The organism is Sulfitobacter sp. R18_1 (assembly GCF_017743915.1).
In the GTDB taxonomy this organism is placed as follows: domain Bacteria; phylum Pseudomonadota; class Alphaproteobacteria; order Rhodobacterales; family Rhodobacteraceae; genus Sulfitobacter; species Sulfitobacter faviae.
Genome location: NZ_JAGHRG010000011.1, coordinates 85,100 through 99,523, shown reverse-complemented (window position 1 = coordinate 99,523; position 14,424 = coordinate 85,100). Strand labels below are relative to the sequence as shown.

The window sequence follows — 14,424 nt, the reverse complement described above, 5'->3', positions numbered from 1 at the left end:
ACCATGCGTCTGTCCCAATATTTTCTACCCGTGCTGAAGGAAAACCCTGCCGAGGCGCAGATCGTCAGCCACCGGTTGATGCTGCGGGCGGGGATGATCAAGCAATCCAGCGCGGGGATCTATTCTTGGCTGCCGCTGGGCTACAAGGTGCTGCGCAAGGTCGAAGAGATCGTGCACCAAGAGCAGCAGCGCGTGGGCCATATCCCGATGCTGATGCCGACGCTGCAATCGGCGGACCTGTGGAAGGAGTCGGGCCGCTATGACGCCTATGGCCCCGAGATGCTGCGCATCCGCGACCGGCAGGACCGCGACATGCTCTACGGTCCCACCAACGAAGAGATGATCACCGATATCTTCCGCAGCCATGTCGGCTCTTACAAAGACCTGCCGCTGACGCTCTACCACATCCAATGGAAGTTCCGTGACGAGATTCGCCCGCGTTTCGGCGTGATGCGGGGCCGTGAGTTCCTGATGAAGGACGGCTACAACTTCGACCTCACCAAAGAAGACGCGTTGCACGCCTATAACCGCCATCTGGTCAGTTACCTGCGCACCTATGAGCGGATGGGCCTGCAAGCGATCCCGATGCGCGCCGACTCTGGCCCCATCGGCGGCGATGACACGCATGAGTTCCTCGTGCTGGCTGAAACGGGCGAGTCGGAGGTTTTCTATGACAGCGAGATCACCGACCTGACCTTTGGCGACCGCGAGATCGACCCCAATGATCACGACGCCTGCCGCGCGGTGCTGGAGGAGTTTACCTCCCGCTACGCCCGCACGGATGAGACCCATGATCCGGAGGTATTTGCCAAGGTACCGGAAGAACGCCAGCGCACCGCCCGCGGCATCGAAGTGGGGCAAATCTTCTATTTTGGCACCAAATATTCCGACGCGATGAACGCCAAGGTGCAAGGCCCCGACGGCAAACAGGTGCCGGTGCATATGGGCAGCCACGGCATCGGCGTCAGCCGTCTGCTGGGCGCGATAATCGAAGCCAGCCATGACGACAAGGGCATCATCTGGCCCGAGGGGGTGACGCCTTTCCATGCGGGGATCGTGAACCTCAAACAGGGCGATGCGGAGGCCGACGCGGCCTGCGACGCGCTTTACAAGAGCCTCAAGGCGCTGGGCCTCGATCCGCTGTATGACGACCGCAAGGGCGGGGCGGGGATGAAGTTCGCCACGATGGACCTCATCGGTCTGCCATGGCGCATCACCGTCGGCCCGCGCGGGCTGAAGAACGGCGTGGTCGAACTCACCAGCCGCCGCACGGGTGAGAGCGAGGAGCTACCGCCCGAACAGGCGGTTGAGAAGATCGCCAAGATCTACGCCGGTATCGTCTGAGGGCCGCGATGATCCTGCGGGCGCTGACATTGGCCGGTGGGATCGTAAGCGCAGGCATTGCCGCACAAGGCCCGGGGTTCACCCGGGCCTATGTGTTTCAGCTCGAGGCGGCAGAGCAGCGCCTCGCCAAAGTCGTGGCGGATTTTGATGCCGCCGCGCAGGCCGCAGGGCTGGTGCGGGAAGACGCCGTGGCGCGGCTGCGCGGATCGGCGCTGCTAGAGCGCCGGGGCTGGGACATGCGCCGCAACATCGAACGGCGAGGGTGGCTTGAGGCCACATTGCCGAGGCTCCAATCAGCGGGCCCGTTCCTGCGCTGCTATCTGCTATGGCGCAGCCCGGATGCCGAAGCTTTGCGCGCCGCCCTGCGCGGCTTTGCCCCCACCGCCCCGCGCAGCCGTGCCGAATGGCTCTTCGCCGGTTTGGGGCTCATCACGGGGGCCAGTCTCACCCGCCTGCTGCTGTGGCTGCCCACATGGCCCGCGCGCTTCCGCCGCCGCCGGGCATTGCGTTCTTGACCCTGCTGGGGCAAAGCCTCAGGTTGCGCGCACCTCAGACCGGAGCCTTCCCGCATGGCCAGCAAACCCACACGCACCGCCCCATTCGCGGCCTTTGAATGGATGATCGCTTGGCGCTACCTGCGCGCCCGCCGCGCCGAAGGAGGCGTCAGCGTTATGACGTGGATCAGCCTCATCGGCATCACGTTGGCGGTCTTTGCGCTGATCGCCACGCTTTCGGTCCGCTCAGGGTTCAGGGCCGAGTTCGTCGACACGATCCTCGGGGCCAATGCCCATGTCACCGTCTACACGATGGGGGAGGTGCTGCCCAACGGCCAGATCGACCGCACCATCGACGATTACGAGGCAATGGCCGAGCGGGTGGCAGCCGTCGAAGGCGTGACCCGCGTGGCCCCGCTGGTGCGGCAACAGGTCATGGCCAACCGCCGCCAGTCGAACGCGGGGGTCGAGGTTTTCGGCATCGCTTCGGATGACCTGATGACCATCCCCGGCATCCAGCCCTCAGAGCGTTCTTTCGGTGACATCACGCGTTTTGAAGAGGGCATGGCCATCGGCAGCGGCGTGGCGCAGGCCTTGGGCGTGCAGGTCGGCGATAGCGTCAAGCTGATCTCGCCCAACGGGGTAAAGACCGCCTTTGGCACCAGCCCGCGGGTCAATGCCTATGAGGTGGTCTATATCTTCTCTGCCGGGCGCTACGATATTGATAAAACAAGGGTTTACCTGCCTATCACCGAGGCGCAGAGCTTTTTCAACCGCGAGGGCGTGGCGGATGAGCTGGAGGTTATGGTCGAAGACCCGGAAGGCGTGGATGCCATGGCGCCCGCGGTGATGCAGGCGGCGGGCGAGCGCGCGCAGGTCTGGACATGGCGCGACGCCTCAAGCTCCTTCCTCTCGGCGCTCGACATCGAGGACCGGGTGATGTTCGTGATCCTCAGCGTCTTGGTGCTGATCGCGGCGATGAACATCGTCTCGGGGCTGATCATGCTGGTCAAGAACAAGGGCCGCGACATCGGCATCCTGCGCACCATGGGGCTGTCTGAGGGCTCTGTGCTGCGGGTGTTCTTCATCTGCGGGGCCTTCACGGGCATCATCGGCACCGCGGCGGGCGTGGTGCTGGGGGTACTGTTTGCCACTTACGTCGACCAGATCTTCGGCTTCGTGAACTACCTCAGCGGCGGCAATGCCTGGGACGCTTCGATCCGCGGCATTTATTTCCTGCCTGCGAAACTGCAACTGGGCGATGTGCTCTCGGCCGTGGCGCTGTCGCTTGGTCTTTCCTTCGTCGTCACGATCTTTCCCGCCCGCCGCGCGGCGCGGATGAACCCGGTGGAGGCCCTGCGCTATGAATGATCCCGTCCTGCGCCTGAGCGGCATTTCCAAGGCCTATAACCCCGGTGCACCCAATGAGGTGCAGGTGCTGCGCGGCATCGACCTTGAGGTGGCCCCCGGCGAGGTGGTGGCGCTGGTCGCGCCCTCCGGGGCGGGTAAGTCGACGCTGCTGCATATCGCGGGGCTTTTGGACACCGCCGACAGCGGCACTGTGGAGATCACGGGCGATGACCTGACAGGCCAGAGCGACCGCCGCCGCACGGCCGTGCGCCGCGCGGACGTGGGCTTCATCTACCAGTTCCACCACCTGCTGCCAGAGTTCACGGCGCTGGAAAACATCGTGCTGCCGCAACTGGCCAATGGCGTGGCGCGCAAGGAGGCCGGGGCGCGGGCGCGGGAGCTTCTGACGCAGGTCGGCATTGCCGAGCGTGCCGATCACCGCCCCGCCGCCATGTCGGGCGGCGAGCAGCAGCGGGTGGCCTTTTGCCGGGCGCTGGCCAACGCGCCGCGGCTTCTGCTGGCGGACGAACCCACGGGCAACCTCGACCCTTCGACCTCGGATCAGGTCTTTGCCGCGCTGATGGCGCTGGTGCGCGGCACCGGGCTTTCGGCGGTGATCGCTACCCATAACCTCGAACTGGCGGCCCGGATGGACCGGCAAATCCGGCTCGACGCGGGGCAGTTGGTGCCGGTCTGACTCAGCCGCAGATGTTTTCTAACTCGACCCCGTCCCAGGGCAGGCCCACGTCATAGGGGCGGCTTTGGGGCAGGGGGGGCACGGGCATGACCTCCGACAGCATCGCATGCAGCCGCTTGGTGCGCGGCGCCTGCGGGTCGAGCGCGCGGCAGCAGACGAATTCCTCCACGATCGAGCCTTGTTGCTCATAGCCAAAGTCGAGAAACCGCGGCTTGGTATCCACGTCGAAGAGGTAGGGGTCCGGACTGGTGAATTGCTCGGAGGCCGCGCGCAGGGGCGAATAGCCGGTGAACTCGCGGTTCTGCCATTGCCAGACATGGGTGATCTCATGCGCCAGCAGCATGGCGGCGATCAGCCCGATGCGGTCGGGGTGATCGGGCAGGTAATCCTCGAGGTACCAATCCTTGTCGAAGAGCACATGATTGAAGAGCGCCACGGCGGCGGGCTTCGAGGTGACGGTCTCGCCCACCTGCGGCGGCAGGATACGCTCGCGGCAGGTGGTGCGCGGGCGCGGCTTGCGGCGGAAGGTGACCGCGCGGGTGGGCGCGCCATCGTGCAGACGCACGCGCTCGTAGTCGAGGGTGGGGCCATGGATGGTGGCGAGATAGGCGCGTTCGTTGTCCGTCAGCGGTCGACCGCAGGCGGTGAGGAGGAGCAGGAGGAGAAGCGCGCGGATCATGGGGTGAGTTAGGCGCGGGGGAGGCGGCGGATCAAGGGGGAAGTTGGGGGTGCGGTCGCGAAACAGTAGGGCCGCGCCCGACCTCGGGCCGGAGGGCTACTTGGAAAAGGTCCAGTGGACCTTTGCAGCCCGGAAGGCGGCGCAAGCCGCCGGGGGGCACGCATGTGCGCCCTCCACGTGGGGGAGGGTGAAGACCGTCTCGCAAACTCTCCCGGGGGAGAGTTTGAGGTCGGAACGGGCGGAGCCCCGGACGGGCGTGGCCCGGGCGAGGCTAGAGCGCCCTAGGCATATACCAAGCTCGTGGAGACCGCATTGCGTAGTTTGGACGGAAAACACGCCCGTCTGGACCTATGGCTAATGCTGTATGGCAATTTCGCATTCGAACGTTCTTGAAGGTTCCGCCACCCATGCGGTTTTGTGCTTCAGATAGCGAAACTAGGTTTCCTCCTAAATTCAGCTCTCCGTCGATTTCCACCTCATCCCCTCGGAAGTCGATTGTTAAGAATACGTTCCCTTTTGCGCGGCGGAACTTCACCCAATTTGTCTTAAACTCGATGTCCCAGAACTGCCCGATGCTAGCGGCCATAACGTTTTGCTTTATTTCGACCTCGGGCCAAAATTCTTCATCAGGAATAAAGACGTTTAGTCTGAACTCTCCGTCTATCTGTCGATATCCGATAATCGAGTTTCCCCCGTAGTCTATTGCTGAGACGCAATCTTCTACGATCATTGAGCCTAACCTAAGAACTCTCTGTTCTCGATTCCCGCCGAGGTACCCACTTATCTTTCCGTTGCGAATATTGATTGGATTGGCTTTGGCTGAGTAGGACTTAGCTTTGGGAAGTTTTCCATACTCCGAGTGATGACTCGGGCAAAGGGCAACCATATGTTCTGGTTTGAAGTGCTTTTCTTCACGCCATTCAATAATATGATGGTATTCAATAATTGGACAGCCGCAGACGGCGCACCCAAATCCAGCTTCTTGACGAAGTTGGCGTGCGATCGCGGCAGGTGGCGTCCTACCCCTCAAACATCCAACTCCTCCACAAACTGCGCGTTCTGCTGAATATACGCAAACCGCATCTCCGGCTTCTTCCCCATCAGCCGCTCCACCAGATCCCCGGTCTCGCCCGGCACGTCCTCGTCCACGGTCACGCGGATGAGCTTGCGGGTCTCGGGGTCCATCGTGGTTTCCTTGAGGTCCTTCGCGTCCATCTCGCCCAGACCCTTGAAGCGGCTGACGTCGATCTTGCCTTTGCCGCCGAGGCCCTTCTCCAGCCACATGTTCTTTTCCGCCTCGTCGAGGCAATAGACCCGCTTGGCGCCTTGGGTCAGGCGGAAGAGCGGCGGGCAGGCCAGATACAGGTGCCCCGCGTCAATGAGCGGGCGCATCTGGGTGAAGAAGAAAGTCATCAGCAGGGACGCGATATGCGCGCCGTCGACGTCGGCGTCGGTCATGATGATGATCTTGTCGTAGCGCAGATCGTCGAGGTTGAACTTCGTGCCCATGCCGACGCCGAGCGCCTCGCACAGGTCGTTGATCTCGGCGTTAGTCGACAGCTTGCTCGAGGCCGCGCCCAGCACGTTGAGGATCTTGCCCTTCAGCGGCAGCAGCGCCTGCGTGTTGCGGTTGCGCGCGCCCTTGCCGGAGCCGCCGGCGCTGTCGCCCTCAACGATGAAAAGCTCGGTGCCCTCACGCGACTTGCTGGTGCAATCGGTCAGCTTGCCGGGCAGGCGCAGCTTCTTGGTGGCGGATTTGCGGGCGGTTTCCTTCTCCTGCTTGCGGCGCATCCGCTCCTCGGCGCGCAGGACGAGGAAGTCGAGGATCGCGCCCGCGGATTTTGTGTCTGCCGCCAGCCAGTTGTCGAAATGGTCGCGGACTGCGTTTTCGACCAGTCGCTGCGCCTCGGTGGTGGCCAAACGGTCCTTGGTCTGGCCGACGAATTCCGGCTCTCGGATGAAGCAGGACACCAGCGCGCAGCCCCCGGTGATCAGGTCGTCGCGGGTGATGTCCTTGGCCTTGCGGTTGTTGGCCAGCTCGCCATAGGCGCGGATGCCTTTCAGGATCGCGGCCCAGAAGCCGCTCTCATGGGTGCCGCCCTCGGGCGTGGGGACGGTGTTACAATAGGACTGGATGAAACCGTCGCGCGCGGGCGTCCAGTTGATCGCCCATTCAACCTTGCCCGGCACGCCGAAACGTTCCTGAAAGTCGACCGTCCCGGCAAAGGGGTTCTCGGCGTAGGTCGTGGCCTTGCCCAGCGTCTCGCGCAGGTAATCGGCGAGGCCCCCGGGGAAGTGGAAGGTCGCCTCCATCGGGGTGTCGCCGTCCTCGATCTCGGACTTCCAGCGGATCTCGACGCCGGAAAAGAGATAGGCCTTGGAGCGCACCATCTTGAGCAGGCGTGCGGGCTTGAAGCGGTGCGCGCCGAAAATCTGTTCGTCGGCGTGGAAAGTGACGGTGGTGCCGCGGCGGTTAGGTGCCGCGCCGATCTTCTCCACCGGGCCTTGCGGGATGCCGCGCGAGAACCGCTGCTCGAAGAGCTCGCGGTTGCGCGCGACCTGCACCACCATGGAATCCGACAGCGCGTTCACGACCGAGGCGCCCACGCCGTGCAGACCGCCCGAGGTCTGATAGGCCTTGCCGGAGAACTTGCCGCCCGCGTGCAGTGTACAGAGGATCACCTCAAGCGCGGATTTGTCCGGGAACTTCGGGTGCGGGTCGATCGGGATGCCGCGGCCGTTGTCGCGGATGGTGACCGAGTAATCGGCGTTCAGCTCCACCTCGATCCGGTTGGCATGGCCCGCGACCGCCTCGTCCATCGAGTTGTCGAGTACTTCGGCCACCATGTGGTGCAGCGCGCGTTCATCGGTGCCGCCGATATACATGCCGGGGCGTTTGCGGACGGGCTCCAGCCCCTCCAGCACTTCGATGGAGGAGGCATCGTATTCGGTGGGTTCCTGGCCGGAAAGAAGGTCGGTCATGCGGGCCTGCTCTTTGTTTGTGGGTGGGGCCATTTTGACAGCCCCGCGCGCCGGGGGCAATCGCGGGTTTGTCTTGGGCTGCTGTTTTGCCCCGGTCAGCCAGCTTTGGCGCGCAGCCAATCGGCAAGGGTCTCTTCATCGATGCGGCCTTGGGCCACTTCGCGGATCAGATCGCCTGCCTCGATGGTTTCGTGGTCAAGCTGCACCCCATTGAGATCAAGGCAGATATCGAGAACGAGATGCGCGGTTCGCTTGTTGGCGTCGTTAAAGACATGCCCGGTGGCAACTGCCACGCAATAGGCCGCGGCAAGGTCGAAAACATCTTCGATCATGCCGTAGACCAGCCGGTTATCGACCCGCGCCAATGCCCCTTCTAGCGATTTGTCCAAGGCCATGCCGGCCAACTCGCCTGGGTTTAGTGCGGAATCGTGAATCCTGACGACGAGGTCAGGTGAAAGCAGCACATAGGTCATTTATCTTTGAGGTAGTCCAGAACGGGCTGATTGATGTGCTTCCTGCGGGCAATGCTCTCCATCACCTCATCCAGCGTGGCCACGCGCGGCTCTTCTTGCAATGTCGCCTCGGCGGGTACGAAATAGCCCACGCAGCGCGAGTTCTTCATCACCGCCACGGGCTTGCCGCCCGAGCGTTCCAATACCTTATGCGGCTCGCGCATTTCGGTCATGGTGGCGATGTGGTTGGTGTGAATGCGGGTCATGGCGCGGCTCCTGAATGCATATACGAATATACATTATTTCGGCCATTTTACAAGGGCCGCTGTTTGCACCAGTCGAGCACCGCCGCCGCCACCTCTGACGGCTTTTGGTGGTGCAGCCAATGATCCGCCCCTTCGATCTCGACCCGGGTGAGGTCCGGCGCGAAAGCCTCCAACCCGGCGGTGGCTTCGGGCAGAAGAGCGGTGTCTTCCGTTCCCCAGATCAGCAGATGCGGGCAGGGGGCGCGCAAACGGTCGACCGGGAATTCTGGCAGGTCGCTCAGGGGCTTGCCCGGCGTGGCGACTTGCAGGGGGGAGGCACGATACCAGTTGATCATCGCCCTGAGCCGCCCCGGCCGCCCCCATTCCGCGCGGTAGTCCTCAAGCCGCGCGGGCGTCAGCCAGCTGAGGTCCATATTGGCGGAAAAAAGGTCGAGCAGCCCCGCGAAATCGTCCCGCGCCAGCTGCACCGCGCTGCCTTCGGCGCGCAGGGCGTTGATATATTGCGAGGCGCGCGACTGCGCCCCGCCTGCGGCCATGGCGCGCTGAAACGGCACGGGATGCACGCCGTTGAGCACGATCAGCCGGGCCACCAGCTCAGGCCGGAACATCGCCAAAGCGTAGCCCACGGAGGCCCCCCAATCATGCGCCAAGACGGTCACTGGCCTGTCGCCGATCAAAGCGGCCATATCGGCCATGAGGTGCGCCATCGCATAGGGTTCGATCCCCTCGGGCGCGCTGCTTTGGCCATAGCCGCGCTGGTCGGGCGCGATGCAGTGGAAGTCTTGGCACAGCAGCGGGGCCAGATCGCGCCATGCGCCGCCATATTCGGGAAAGCCATGGAGCATGAGAAGCGGCGGCAGGTTCTCATCGCCCCAATGGCGTATGAAAATCTCCTGACCGTTCACGCGGCGGGTTTCGGTCCGTGTCGGTTCCATCGCGAGCCCTCCTGCCACCAGCTTTGCCGTTAAGGGCCGCGGACGCAAGGATTTCATGGCAAAACAGTGGCATCGACCCGCCGCAAACCCATGGCAGAGCGCAAAAACCGCACTTCCCCTTTGCAGCGACCCGGCGTAAGGCTCGTGTCATGAGCAAGACAATGACCAACCGCAATCACGTCCGGGCGATCCTGACACTCGGCCTGCCGCTGATCGGCGGGCATCTGGCACAGATGGCCATCGGCGTGACCGATACCGTCATGCTCGGCTGGTATTCGGTCGAAGCGCTGGCGGCGGTGGTGCTGGGCAGTACCTATTTCTTCGTGCTGTTCATCTTTGGCTCGGGCTTTGCCATGGCAGTGATGCCGCTGGTGGCCGCCTATGACGCCGAGGATGACGAGATTGGCCTGCGCCGCGCCACGCGCATGGGGCTGTGGCTGTCGGTGGGCTTTGCGATGATCGCGCTGCCCGCGATGATCTGGTCGCCTGCGGTGCTGGACCTGCTGGGGCAGGGGCCCAACCTTGCCGATACGGCGGGCGATTACCTCAAAGTCGCAGGCTGGGGCATCGTGCCTGCGCTCTTGGTGATGGTGCTGAAATCCTACCTCGCCGCCTTGGAGCGCACGCAGGTGGTGCTGTGGATCACCCTGCTGGCCGCCGGGGTCAATGCGTTGGCGAATTACGCGCTGATCTTCGGCAACTGGGGCGCGCCGGAGCTTGGCGTGATGGGGGCGGCTGTGGCCTCGGTCACGACGCAATGCGTCTCGTTGATCGGGGTGGTGATCTATGTGCTGATCGCCCTGCCGCAGCACAGCCTGTTCGTGCGGCTTTGGCGGGTGGACGGGCAGATGTTGCTGCGGGTGTTTACGCTGGGCCTGCCGATTGGCCTGACCACGCTGAGCGAAGTCGGGCTTTTCGCCGCCTCCTCGCTGATGATGGGCTGGCTGGGGACGATCCCGCTGGCCGCACATGGCATCGCGATTCAACTCGCCTCGCTGACCTTCATGGTGCATCTGGGGCTGAGCAATGTCGCCACGATCCGCGCGGGCAATGCCTATGGCCGCCGCGACGTGCCGCATATGAAGCGCGGCGCGGTGATCGTGACCGTGCTGTCGCTGGTCTTTGCGCTGCTCACCATGGTCGGTTTTGTCGGCTGGCCCGAGCCGCTGATCTCGGTCTTCATGCAAGAGGATGAGCCCGCGCGGCCTGAAATCCTTGCCATCGGCACCGGGCTTCTGGTGATGGCGGCGCTGTTCCAACTGGTCGATGGGGCGCAGGTGGTGGCCCTTGGGCTGTTGCGCGGGGTGCAGGATACCAAAGTGCCGATGGTCATGGCCGCGGTCAGCTATTGGATCGTCGGCATGCCCTGCTCCTACCTGCTGGGCTTTGTGCTGGGCTTCGGGGCTATGGGCATCTGGGCCGGTCTGGTGGCGGGGCTGGCGGTGGCCGGGCTGCTGCTGAATGCGCGTTTCTGGGACGTGATCGTCAAGCGGCTGGCGGTTTAGACCTCAGCCCCGGTCCATCCGATCCGCCTTTTTGCGCACCAGCGTGCTGCGCAGGTCGTGCATCGCCAGCAGCAACTCATCCGTCACCGCCTCAAGCTCGGCGTCCGTGGCGCGGGACTGCGCCCATTGGGTGGTGAGGTTCAGATGCTCCACGGCGCGGCGGATGTCGTCGATCTCGCGCGCCGCAAGGGTCGCGCGGCGGGCCTTGGTCCAGCGGGCAATCTCGGCCTGATCGGCCTCGGTCAAACGGTGCTGCCCATGGGGCTTTACCTCTCCGTTGCGGATGTTGACGACGGCGATCTGCTCCATCTCGATCCGGCGCTGGCGGTTCGCGGCATCCAGCCGAAACACCGCCGCGCCATTCTCGCGGACCCTGAAATAATAGTCGGGAAGATCGCCCGCCATGGTGTTGTCCCTTACGTCAGCCCGGCGCAGAAGCTCTGGATGCGGCTGCACGCCTCTTTCAGCGCCTCATCCGAGGTAGCGTAGCTGACCCGGAAATTCGGCGAAAGCCCGAAGGCCGCGCCAAAGACGACCGCAACACCGGTTTCCTCAAGCAAAGCAGTGGCAAAAGCCTCGTCATCCGTGATCTTGGTGCCCGCCGCCGAGGTCTTGCCGATCAGCCCGGCGATGGAGGGATAGACGTAGAAGGCTCCCTCGGGCGTCGGGCAAGTGATGCCCTCGATGGCCGAGAGCATCTTAACCACCAGATTGCGGCGGCGCACGAAGGTCTCGTTGTTTTCGGCGATGTAATCCTGCGTGCCGTTCAGCGCCTCCACAGCGGCCCATTGGCTGACCGAACAGGGGTTCGACGTGCTCTGCGACTGGATCTTGCGCATCGCCCCGATCAGCTTTTCCGGCCCCGCGGCATAGCCGATGCGCCAGCCGGTCATGGCATAGGCTTTCGACACGCCGTTGACCGTCAGCGTGCGGTCGTAGAGCGCGGGTTCCACCTGCGCAGGCGTGCAGAACTCGAAACCGTCATAGGCGAGATGCTCATACATGTCGTCGGTCATCACCCAGACGTGCGGGTGGCGCATCAGCACGTCGGTCAGCGCCTTCAGCTCGTCGCGGCTGTAACCCGCGCCGGTGGGGTTCGAGGGGGAGTTGAAGATGAACCACTTGGTCTTAGGCGTGATCGCCTCTTCCAGCGCCTCGGGGGTGAGCTTGAAGTCGTTCTCCAGCGTCGCGGGGGCGATGACCGGCGTGCCGCCCGCCAAGAGCACCATGTCGGGGTAGCTGACCCAATAGGGGGCGGGGATCACGACCTCTTCGCCGGGGTTCATCGTGGCCATCAGCGCGTTGTAGAGGATCTGCTTACCCCCGGTGCCGACGCTGACCTGCGCGGGCGTGTAGTCGAGCCCGTTGTCGCGTTTGAACTTGGCGCAGATCGCCTGTTTCAGCTCGGGGATGCCGTCGACGGGGGTGTATTTCGTCTTGCCCGCGTTGATCGCAGCCACGGCTGCGTCCTTGATGTTCTGCGGCGTGTCGAAATCCGGCTCGCCCGCGCCAAGCGCGATGATGTCGCGCCCCGCGGCCTTGAGTTCTGCCGCTTTGGTGGTGACGGCGATGGTGGGCGACGGTTTGACCCGATCAAGGGTCGCGGACAGCAGTTCCATTTCAGCCTCGGGTTGCTTATGAATATCTCCACGTTCATAGGGGGCGTCCCCGCACCCGGCAAGGGTGTCTGGCAGGAGAGGAAGCATGACCGACGAGATTGACTGGTACGGCCCCGAGGCCGCCACCTTTGGCGACCGGGTCGCGGCGGCCCGCGAACAGACCGGCATGACACAGGCGATGCTGGCCAAACGGCTGGGCGTGCGCCTGTCCACCCTGCGCGGTTGGGAAGACGACCTGTCAGAGCCGCGCGCCAACCGGCTGTCGATGCTGGCGGGGCTGCTCAATGTCTCGATGATGTGGCTGATCACGGGCGAGGGGGAGGGCGTCGATGCCCCCGAAGCGGGCGAGACCGCGCGCCGTGTCGACCTCGAAGAGGTGCTGGCCGATATGCGCGCCCTGCGCAGCGACCTGCTGAAAAAGGCCGAGACTGTCGGCAAATTGGAAAAGCGCATTCGGCGCCTCATGACGGAGCCCGCAGATGGCTGAAGCCCCCGAACACCGGATCAAACGCCTGCAAATGCGCTCTATGCGCCGGGGCATCAAGGAGATGGACCTGATCCTCTCGGCCTATGCCGAGGCGCGGTTGCCCCAGATGGATGACGCGGGCCTCACGCTTTACGACCAAATGCTGAACGAGAATGACCACGACCTCTATCTTTGGGTCAGCGGACAGGCAGAGGCACCCGCCGAATATGCGGGATTGATCGCGGATATCCGCGGGCAATTGGCCGAGGCGCGGGGCTAATTCAAAAAACCCGAAAGGGTTTAACGAATTATTCTGATTTTTTAGCGAGTTTCCGGTTCAAACAGAGTGAACCGGAGATTTCGCATGAGCATTCAAGACCCCGCCACGCAGCCGATGGCCATAAAGGGTTTCATGGCAGGCTATCTTGAGTCCCTGTCTTTGGTCGAGCGGCTGCACCGCTTGCTGCTGGACGTGATCAAGGACGAATTCGAACGCGTCGGCGTGTTGGAGATCAACGCGGTGCAGGCGCTGCTTTTGTTCAACATCGGCGATAATGAGGTCACCGCGGGGGAGCTTAAAAGCCGCGGCTACTATCAGGGCAGCAACGTCAGCTACAACCTCAAGAAACTGGTCGAAATGGGCTATATGCACCACCAGCGCTGCGAGATTGACCGCCGTTCCGTGCGCGTGCGCCTGACCGAAAAGGGGCGCTATATCCGCGATGTGGTGGCCGATCTTTTCTCGCGCCATGCGGATGGAATGGAAAGCAAGGGCGTCTTAGGGGATGCAGGGATCGAGGATATCACCCGCTCGCTCAAACGGATGGAGCGGTATTGGACGGATCAGATCCGCTATATCTACTGATCGCGGGCAGGGGGGAGCTGGGCATAGGCCCGCCCGTCCAATTCGCGCAGGATTTTTCGCGTCATGGCGCGGGCGTAGTCTTCGAACCCCTCTGCCGTCTCAACGAAAGCTCCGGGGCCGAGGATGACCTCGGCCCGGTAGTATGACGCCAGCGCGCCGACCTCGGCCTGTCCATTGTCGTCAAGGCCCGCGTCTTTCGCGCCGATCACCAAGCCGTTGATGGTCAGCCCCTGCGGCCCGAGGGGCTGGTTTTGCAGGCTGTTGCGTATATCCCGGGGCCGCGGCCCGAAGTTCGAGATACCATCGCCCGAGATATCCAGCGTGTGTTTCCGGCAGTCCGAACGCGCCGCCAACTGCCGCGCGCCGAATTGCATCGCATCGCCCAAGGCCGTACCGGGCGACGCCGCGCGCCGCTCGGTGCTGCGCAAAAGGGTGATGGCATCGTCAAGCGCGGCGGCATCGTGCAATGGCGTCCAAGGCAGGATCACCCGCTGATCGCTGGACCCGCTCCACTCATAGACCATCAGATCGACGTGATCTCCGGGCCGCGCCAGAAGAGCGTCCCGCAGGCGCGGATCGTCCAACGCCTCGGCCAAACCGCCCATCTGCAACCGATACTCCCGCGCATCGACAGACCCAGAAACGTCCAGCCCCAAGGCCAGCGCCTGCCGACAGGCGGCCTCGGCCCATTGCGGGCCTGATAGGGTGAGAAAAAGGGCGAGGGCGGCGCGGATCATCTCTCTGCCTTCGGCAGGGCATCAGAAAAACGC

General features: G+C 63.6%; 17 protein-coding genes. 8 read left to right on the top strand and 9 right to left on the bottom strand.

Annotated features, from left to right (window positions below; genetic code table 11):
- Positions 1-3 precede the first annotated feature (3 nt).
- From proS to J7392_RS19610, 4 genes are read left to right on the top strand one after another with little or no spacing between them, the layout of a single operon-like run.
- On the top strand, positions 4-1,344 hold the full coding sequence (gene proS / locus J7392_RS19625) for a proline--tRNA ligase (RefSeq protein WP_209219040.1): 1,341 nt from the start codon (positions 4-6) through the stop codon (positions 1,342-1,344).
- 8 nt (positions 1,345-1,352) lie between these two features.
- Entirely contained in the window at positions 1,353-1,859 is a 507-nt protein-coding gene (locus J7392_RS19620; protein ID WP_209219039.1) for a DUF2937 family protein, read from the top strand.
- 54 nt (positions 1,860-1,913) lie between these two features.
- Positions 1,914-3,209, top strand: coding sequence for a lipoprotein-releasing ABC transporter permease subunit (locus J7392_RS19615; RefSeq protein ID WP_209219038.1), 1,296 nt, complete (start codon positions 1,914-1,916; stop codon positions 3,207-3,209).
- Positions 3,202-3,885 (top strand): ABC transporter ATP-binding protein, encoded by a 684-nt coding sequence (locus J7392_RS19610; protein ID WP_209219037.1) that lies wholly within the window; start codon positions 3,202-3,204, stop codon positions 3,883-3,885. Before J7392_RS19615 ends, J7392_RS19610 begins: the two co-directional genes overlap by 8 nt.
- A 1-nt stretch (position 3,886) precedes the next feature.
- Here the strand turns inward: J7392_RS19610 and J7392_RS19605 are convergent, their stop codons facing one another.
- From J7392_RS19605 to J7392_RS19580, 6 genes are all read right to left on the bottom strand, one after another.
- Entirely contained in the window at positions 3,887-4,564 is a 678-nt protein-coding gene (locus J7392_RS19605; RefSeq protein WP_209219036.1) for a hypothetical protein, read from the bottom strand.
- A 271-nt stretch (positions 4,565-4,835) separates the two neighbouring features.
- Positions 4,836-5,294, bottom strand: a complete 459-nt coding sequence (locus tag J7392_RS19600; protein WP_209219035.1) for a hypothetical protein — start codon at positions 5,292-5,294, stop codon at positions 4,836-4,838.
- Between the two features lie 296 nt (positions 5,295-5,590).
- Positions 5,591-7,546, bottom strand: a complete 1,956-nt coding sequence (gene parE / locus J7392_RS19595; protein WP_209219034.1) for a DNA topoisomerase IV subunit B — start codon at positions 7,544-7,546, stop codon at positions 5,591-5,593.
- Between the two features lie 95 nt (positions 7,547-7,641).
- Entirely contained in the window at positions 7,642-8,019 is a 378-nt protein-coding gene (locus J7392_RS19590) for a type II toxin-antitoxin system death-on-curing family toxin (protein ID WP_209219033.1), read from the bottom strand.
- On the bottom strand, positions 8,016-8,264 hold the full coding sequence (locus J7392_RS19585) for a hypothetical protein (protein WP_093926785.1): 249 nt from the start codon (positions 8,262-8,264) through the stop codon (positions 8,016-8,018). The genes J7392_RS19590 and J7392_RS19585 overlap by 4 nt, the downstream gene beginning before the upstream one ends.
- A gap of 47 nt (positions 8,265-8,311) precedes the next feature.
- Entirely contained in the window at positions 8,312-9,199 is an 888-nt protein-coding gene (locus tag J7392_RS19580; RefSeq protein ID WP_209219032.1) for an alpha/beta hydrolase, read from the bottom strand.
- A 149-nt stretch (positions 9,200-9,348) separates the two neighbouring features.
- Here J7392_RS19580 and J7392_RS19575 point away from each other — a divergent pair, with 149 nt between their 5' ends.
- Positions 9,349-10,704 (top strand): MATE family efflux transporter, encoded by a 1,356-nt coding sequence (locus J7392_RS19575; RefSeq protein WP_209219031.1) that lies wholly within the window; start codon positions 9,349-9,351, stop codon positions 10,702-10,704.
- Positions 10,705-10,707: 3 nt separating this feature from the next.
- On the opposite strand, the gene J7392_RS19570 is transcribed toward J7392_RS19575, so the two are convergent.
- Positions 10,708-11,109 carry a hypothetical protein gene (locus J7392_RS19570; RefSeq protein WP_067262135.1) on the bottom strand — a complete coding sequence of 134 codons (402 nt, stop codon included), beginning with the start codon at positions 11,107-11,109 and terminating at the stop codon, positions 10,708-10,710.
- Between the two features lie 11 nt (positions 11,110-11,120).
- Positions 11,121-12,323 (bottom strand): pyridoxal phosphate-dependent aminotransferase, encoded by a 1,203-nt coding sequence (locus tag J7392_RS19565; protein ID WP_209219030.1) that lies wholly within the window; start codon positions 12,321-12,323, stop codon positions 11,121-11,123.
- Positions 12,324-12,408: 85 nt separating this feature from the next.
- Between J7392_RS19565 and J7392_RS19560 the strand changes: the two genes are divergently transcribed.
- The 3 genes from J7392_RS19560 (at position 12,409) to J7392_RS19550 (ending at position 13,654) form a co-directional block, all read left to right on the top strand.
- On the top strand, positions 12,409-12,810 hold the full coding sequence (locus tag J7392_RS19560; protein WP_209219029.1) for a helix-turn-helix domain-containing protein: 402 nt from the start codon (positions 12,409-12,411) through the stop codon (positions 12,808-12,810).
- Entirely contained in the window at positions 12,803-13,069 is a 267-nt protein-coding gene (locus tag J7392_RS19555) for a succinate dehydrogenase assembly factor 2 (RefSeq protein WP_209219028.1), read from the top strand. Before J7392_RS19560 ends, J7392_RS19555 begins: the two co-directional genes overlap by 8 nt.
- A gap of 84 nt (positions 13,070-13,153) precedes the next feature.
- A complete protein-coding gene (locus J7392_RS19550) occupies positions 13,154-13,654 on the top strand; it encodes a winged helix DNA-binding protein (RefSeq protein WP_067262129.1) in 501 nt (166 codons plus the stop codon).
- On the opposite strand, the gene J7392_RS19545 is transcribed toward J7392_RS19550, so the two are convergent.
- Positions 13,648-14,391, bottom strand: a complete 744-nt coding sequence (locus J7392_RS19545) for a DUF1194 domain-containing protein (protein WP_209219027.1) — start codon at positions 14,389-14,391, stop codon at positions 13,648-13,650. The genes J7392_RS19550 and J7392_RS19545 overlap by 7 nt on opposite strands.
- Positions 14,392-14,424: the final 33 nt, after the last annotated feature.

What these genes read in the sequence shown, in the direction of transcription:
- J7392_RS19610 (WP_209219037.1), top strand. Translation starts at nt 3,202, where the DNA reads ATGAATGATCCCGTCCTGCGCCTGAGCGGCATTTCCAAGGCCTATAAC.
- J7392_RS19580 (WP_209219032.1), bottom strand. Translation starts at nt 9,199, where the DNA reads ATGGAACCGACACGGACCGAAACCCGCCGCGTGAACGGTCAGGAGATT.
- J7392_RS19600 (WP_209219035.1), bottom strand. Translation starts at nt 5,294, where the DNA reads ATGATCGTAGAAGATTGCGTCTCAGCAATAGACTACGGGGGAAACTCG.
- J7392_RS19570 (WP_067262135.1), bottom strand. Translation starts at nt 11,109, where the DNA reads ATGGCGGGCGATCTTCCCGACTATTATTTCAGGGTCCGCGAGAATGGC.
- J7392_RS19550 (WP_067262129.1), top strand. Translation starts at nt 13,154, where the DNA reads ATGAGCATTCAAGACCCCGCCACGCAGCCGATGGCCATAAAGGGTTTC.
- J7392_RS19590 (WP_209219033.1), bottom strand. Translation starts at nt 8,019, where the DNA reads ATGACCTATGTGCTGCTTTCACCTGACCTCGTCGTCAGGATTCACGAT.
- J7392_RS19555 (WP_209219028.1), top strand. Translation starts at nt 12,803, where the DNA reads ATGGCTGAAGCCCCCGAACACCGGATCAAACGCCTGCAAATGCGCTCT.
- proS (WP_209219040.1), top strand. Translation starts at nt 4, where the DNA reads ATGCGTCTGTCCCAATATTTTCTACCCGTGCTGAAGGAAAACCCTGCC.
- J7392_RS19545 (WP_209219027.1), bottom strand. Translation starts at nt 14,391, where the DNA reads ATGATCCGCGCCGCCCTCGCCCTTTTTCTCACCCTATCAGGCCCGCAA.
- parE (WP_209219034.1), bottom strand. Translation starts at nt 7,546, where the DNA reads ATGACCGACCTTCTTTCCGGCCAGGAACCCACCGAATACGATGCCTCC.
- J7392_RS19560 (WP_209219029.1), top strand. Translation starts at nt 12,409, where the DNA reads ATGACCGACGAGATTGACTGGTACGGCCCCGAGGCCGCCACCTTTGGC.
- J7392_RS19585 (WP_093926785.1), bottom strand. Translation starts at nt 8,264, where the DNA reads ATGACCCGCATTCACACCAACCACATCGCCACCATGACCGAAATGCGC.
- J7392_RS19620 (WP_209219039.1), top strand. Translation starts at nt 1,353, where the DNA reads ATGATCCTGCGGGCGCTGACATTGGCCGGTGGGATCGTAAGCGCAGGC.
- J7392_RS19605 (WP_209219036.1), bottom strand. Translation starts at nt 4,564, where the DNA reads ATGATCCGCGCGCTTCTCCTCCTGCTCCTCCTCACCGCCTGCGGTCGA.
- J7392_RS19565 (WP_209219030.1), bottom strand. Translation starts at nt 12,323, where the DNA reads ATGGAACTGCTGTCCGCGACCCTTGATCGGGTCAAACCGTCGCCCACC.
- J7392_RS19575 (WP_209219031.1), top strand. Translation starts at nt 9,349, where the DNA reads ATGAGCAAGACAATGACCAACCGCAATCACGTCCGGGCGATCCTGACA.
- J7392_RS19615 (WP_209219038.1), top strand. Translation starts at nt 1,914, where the DNA reads ATGGCCAGCAAACCCACACGCACCGCCCCATTCGCGGCCTTTGAATGG.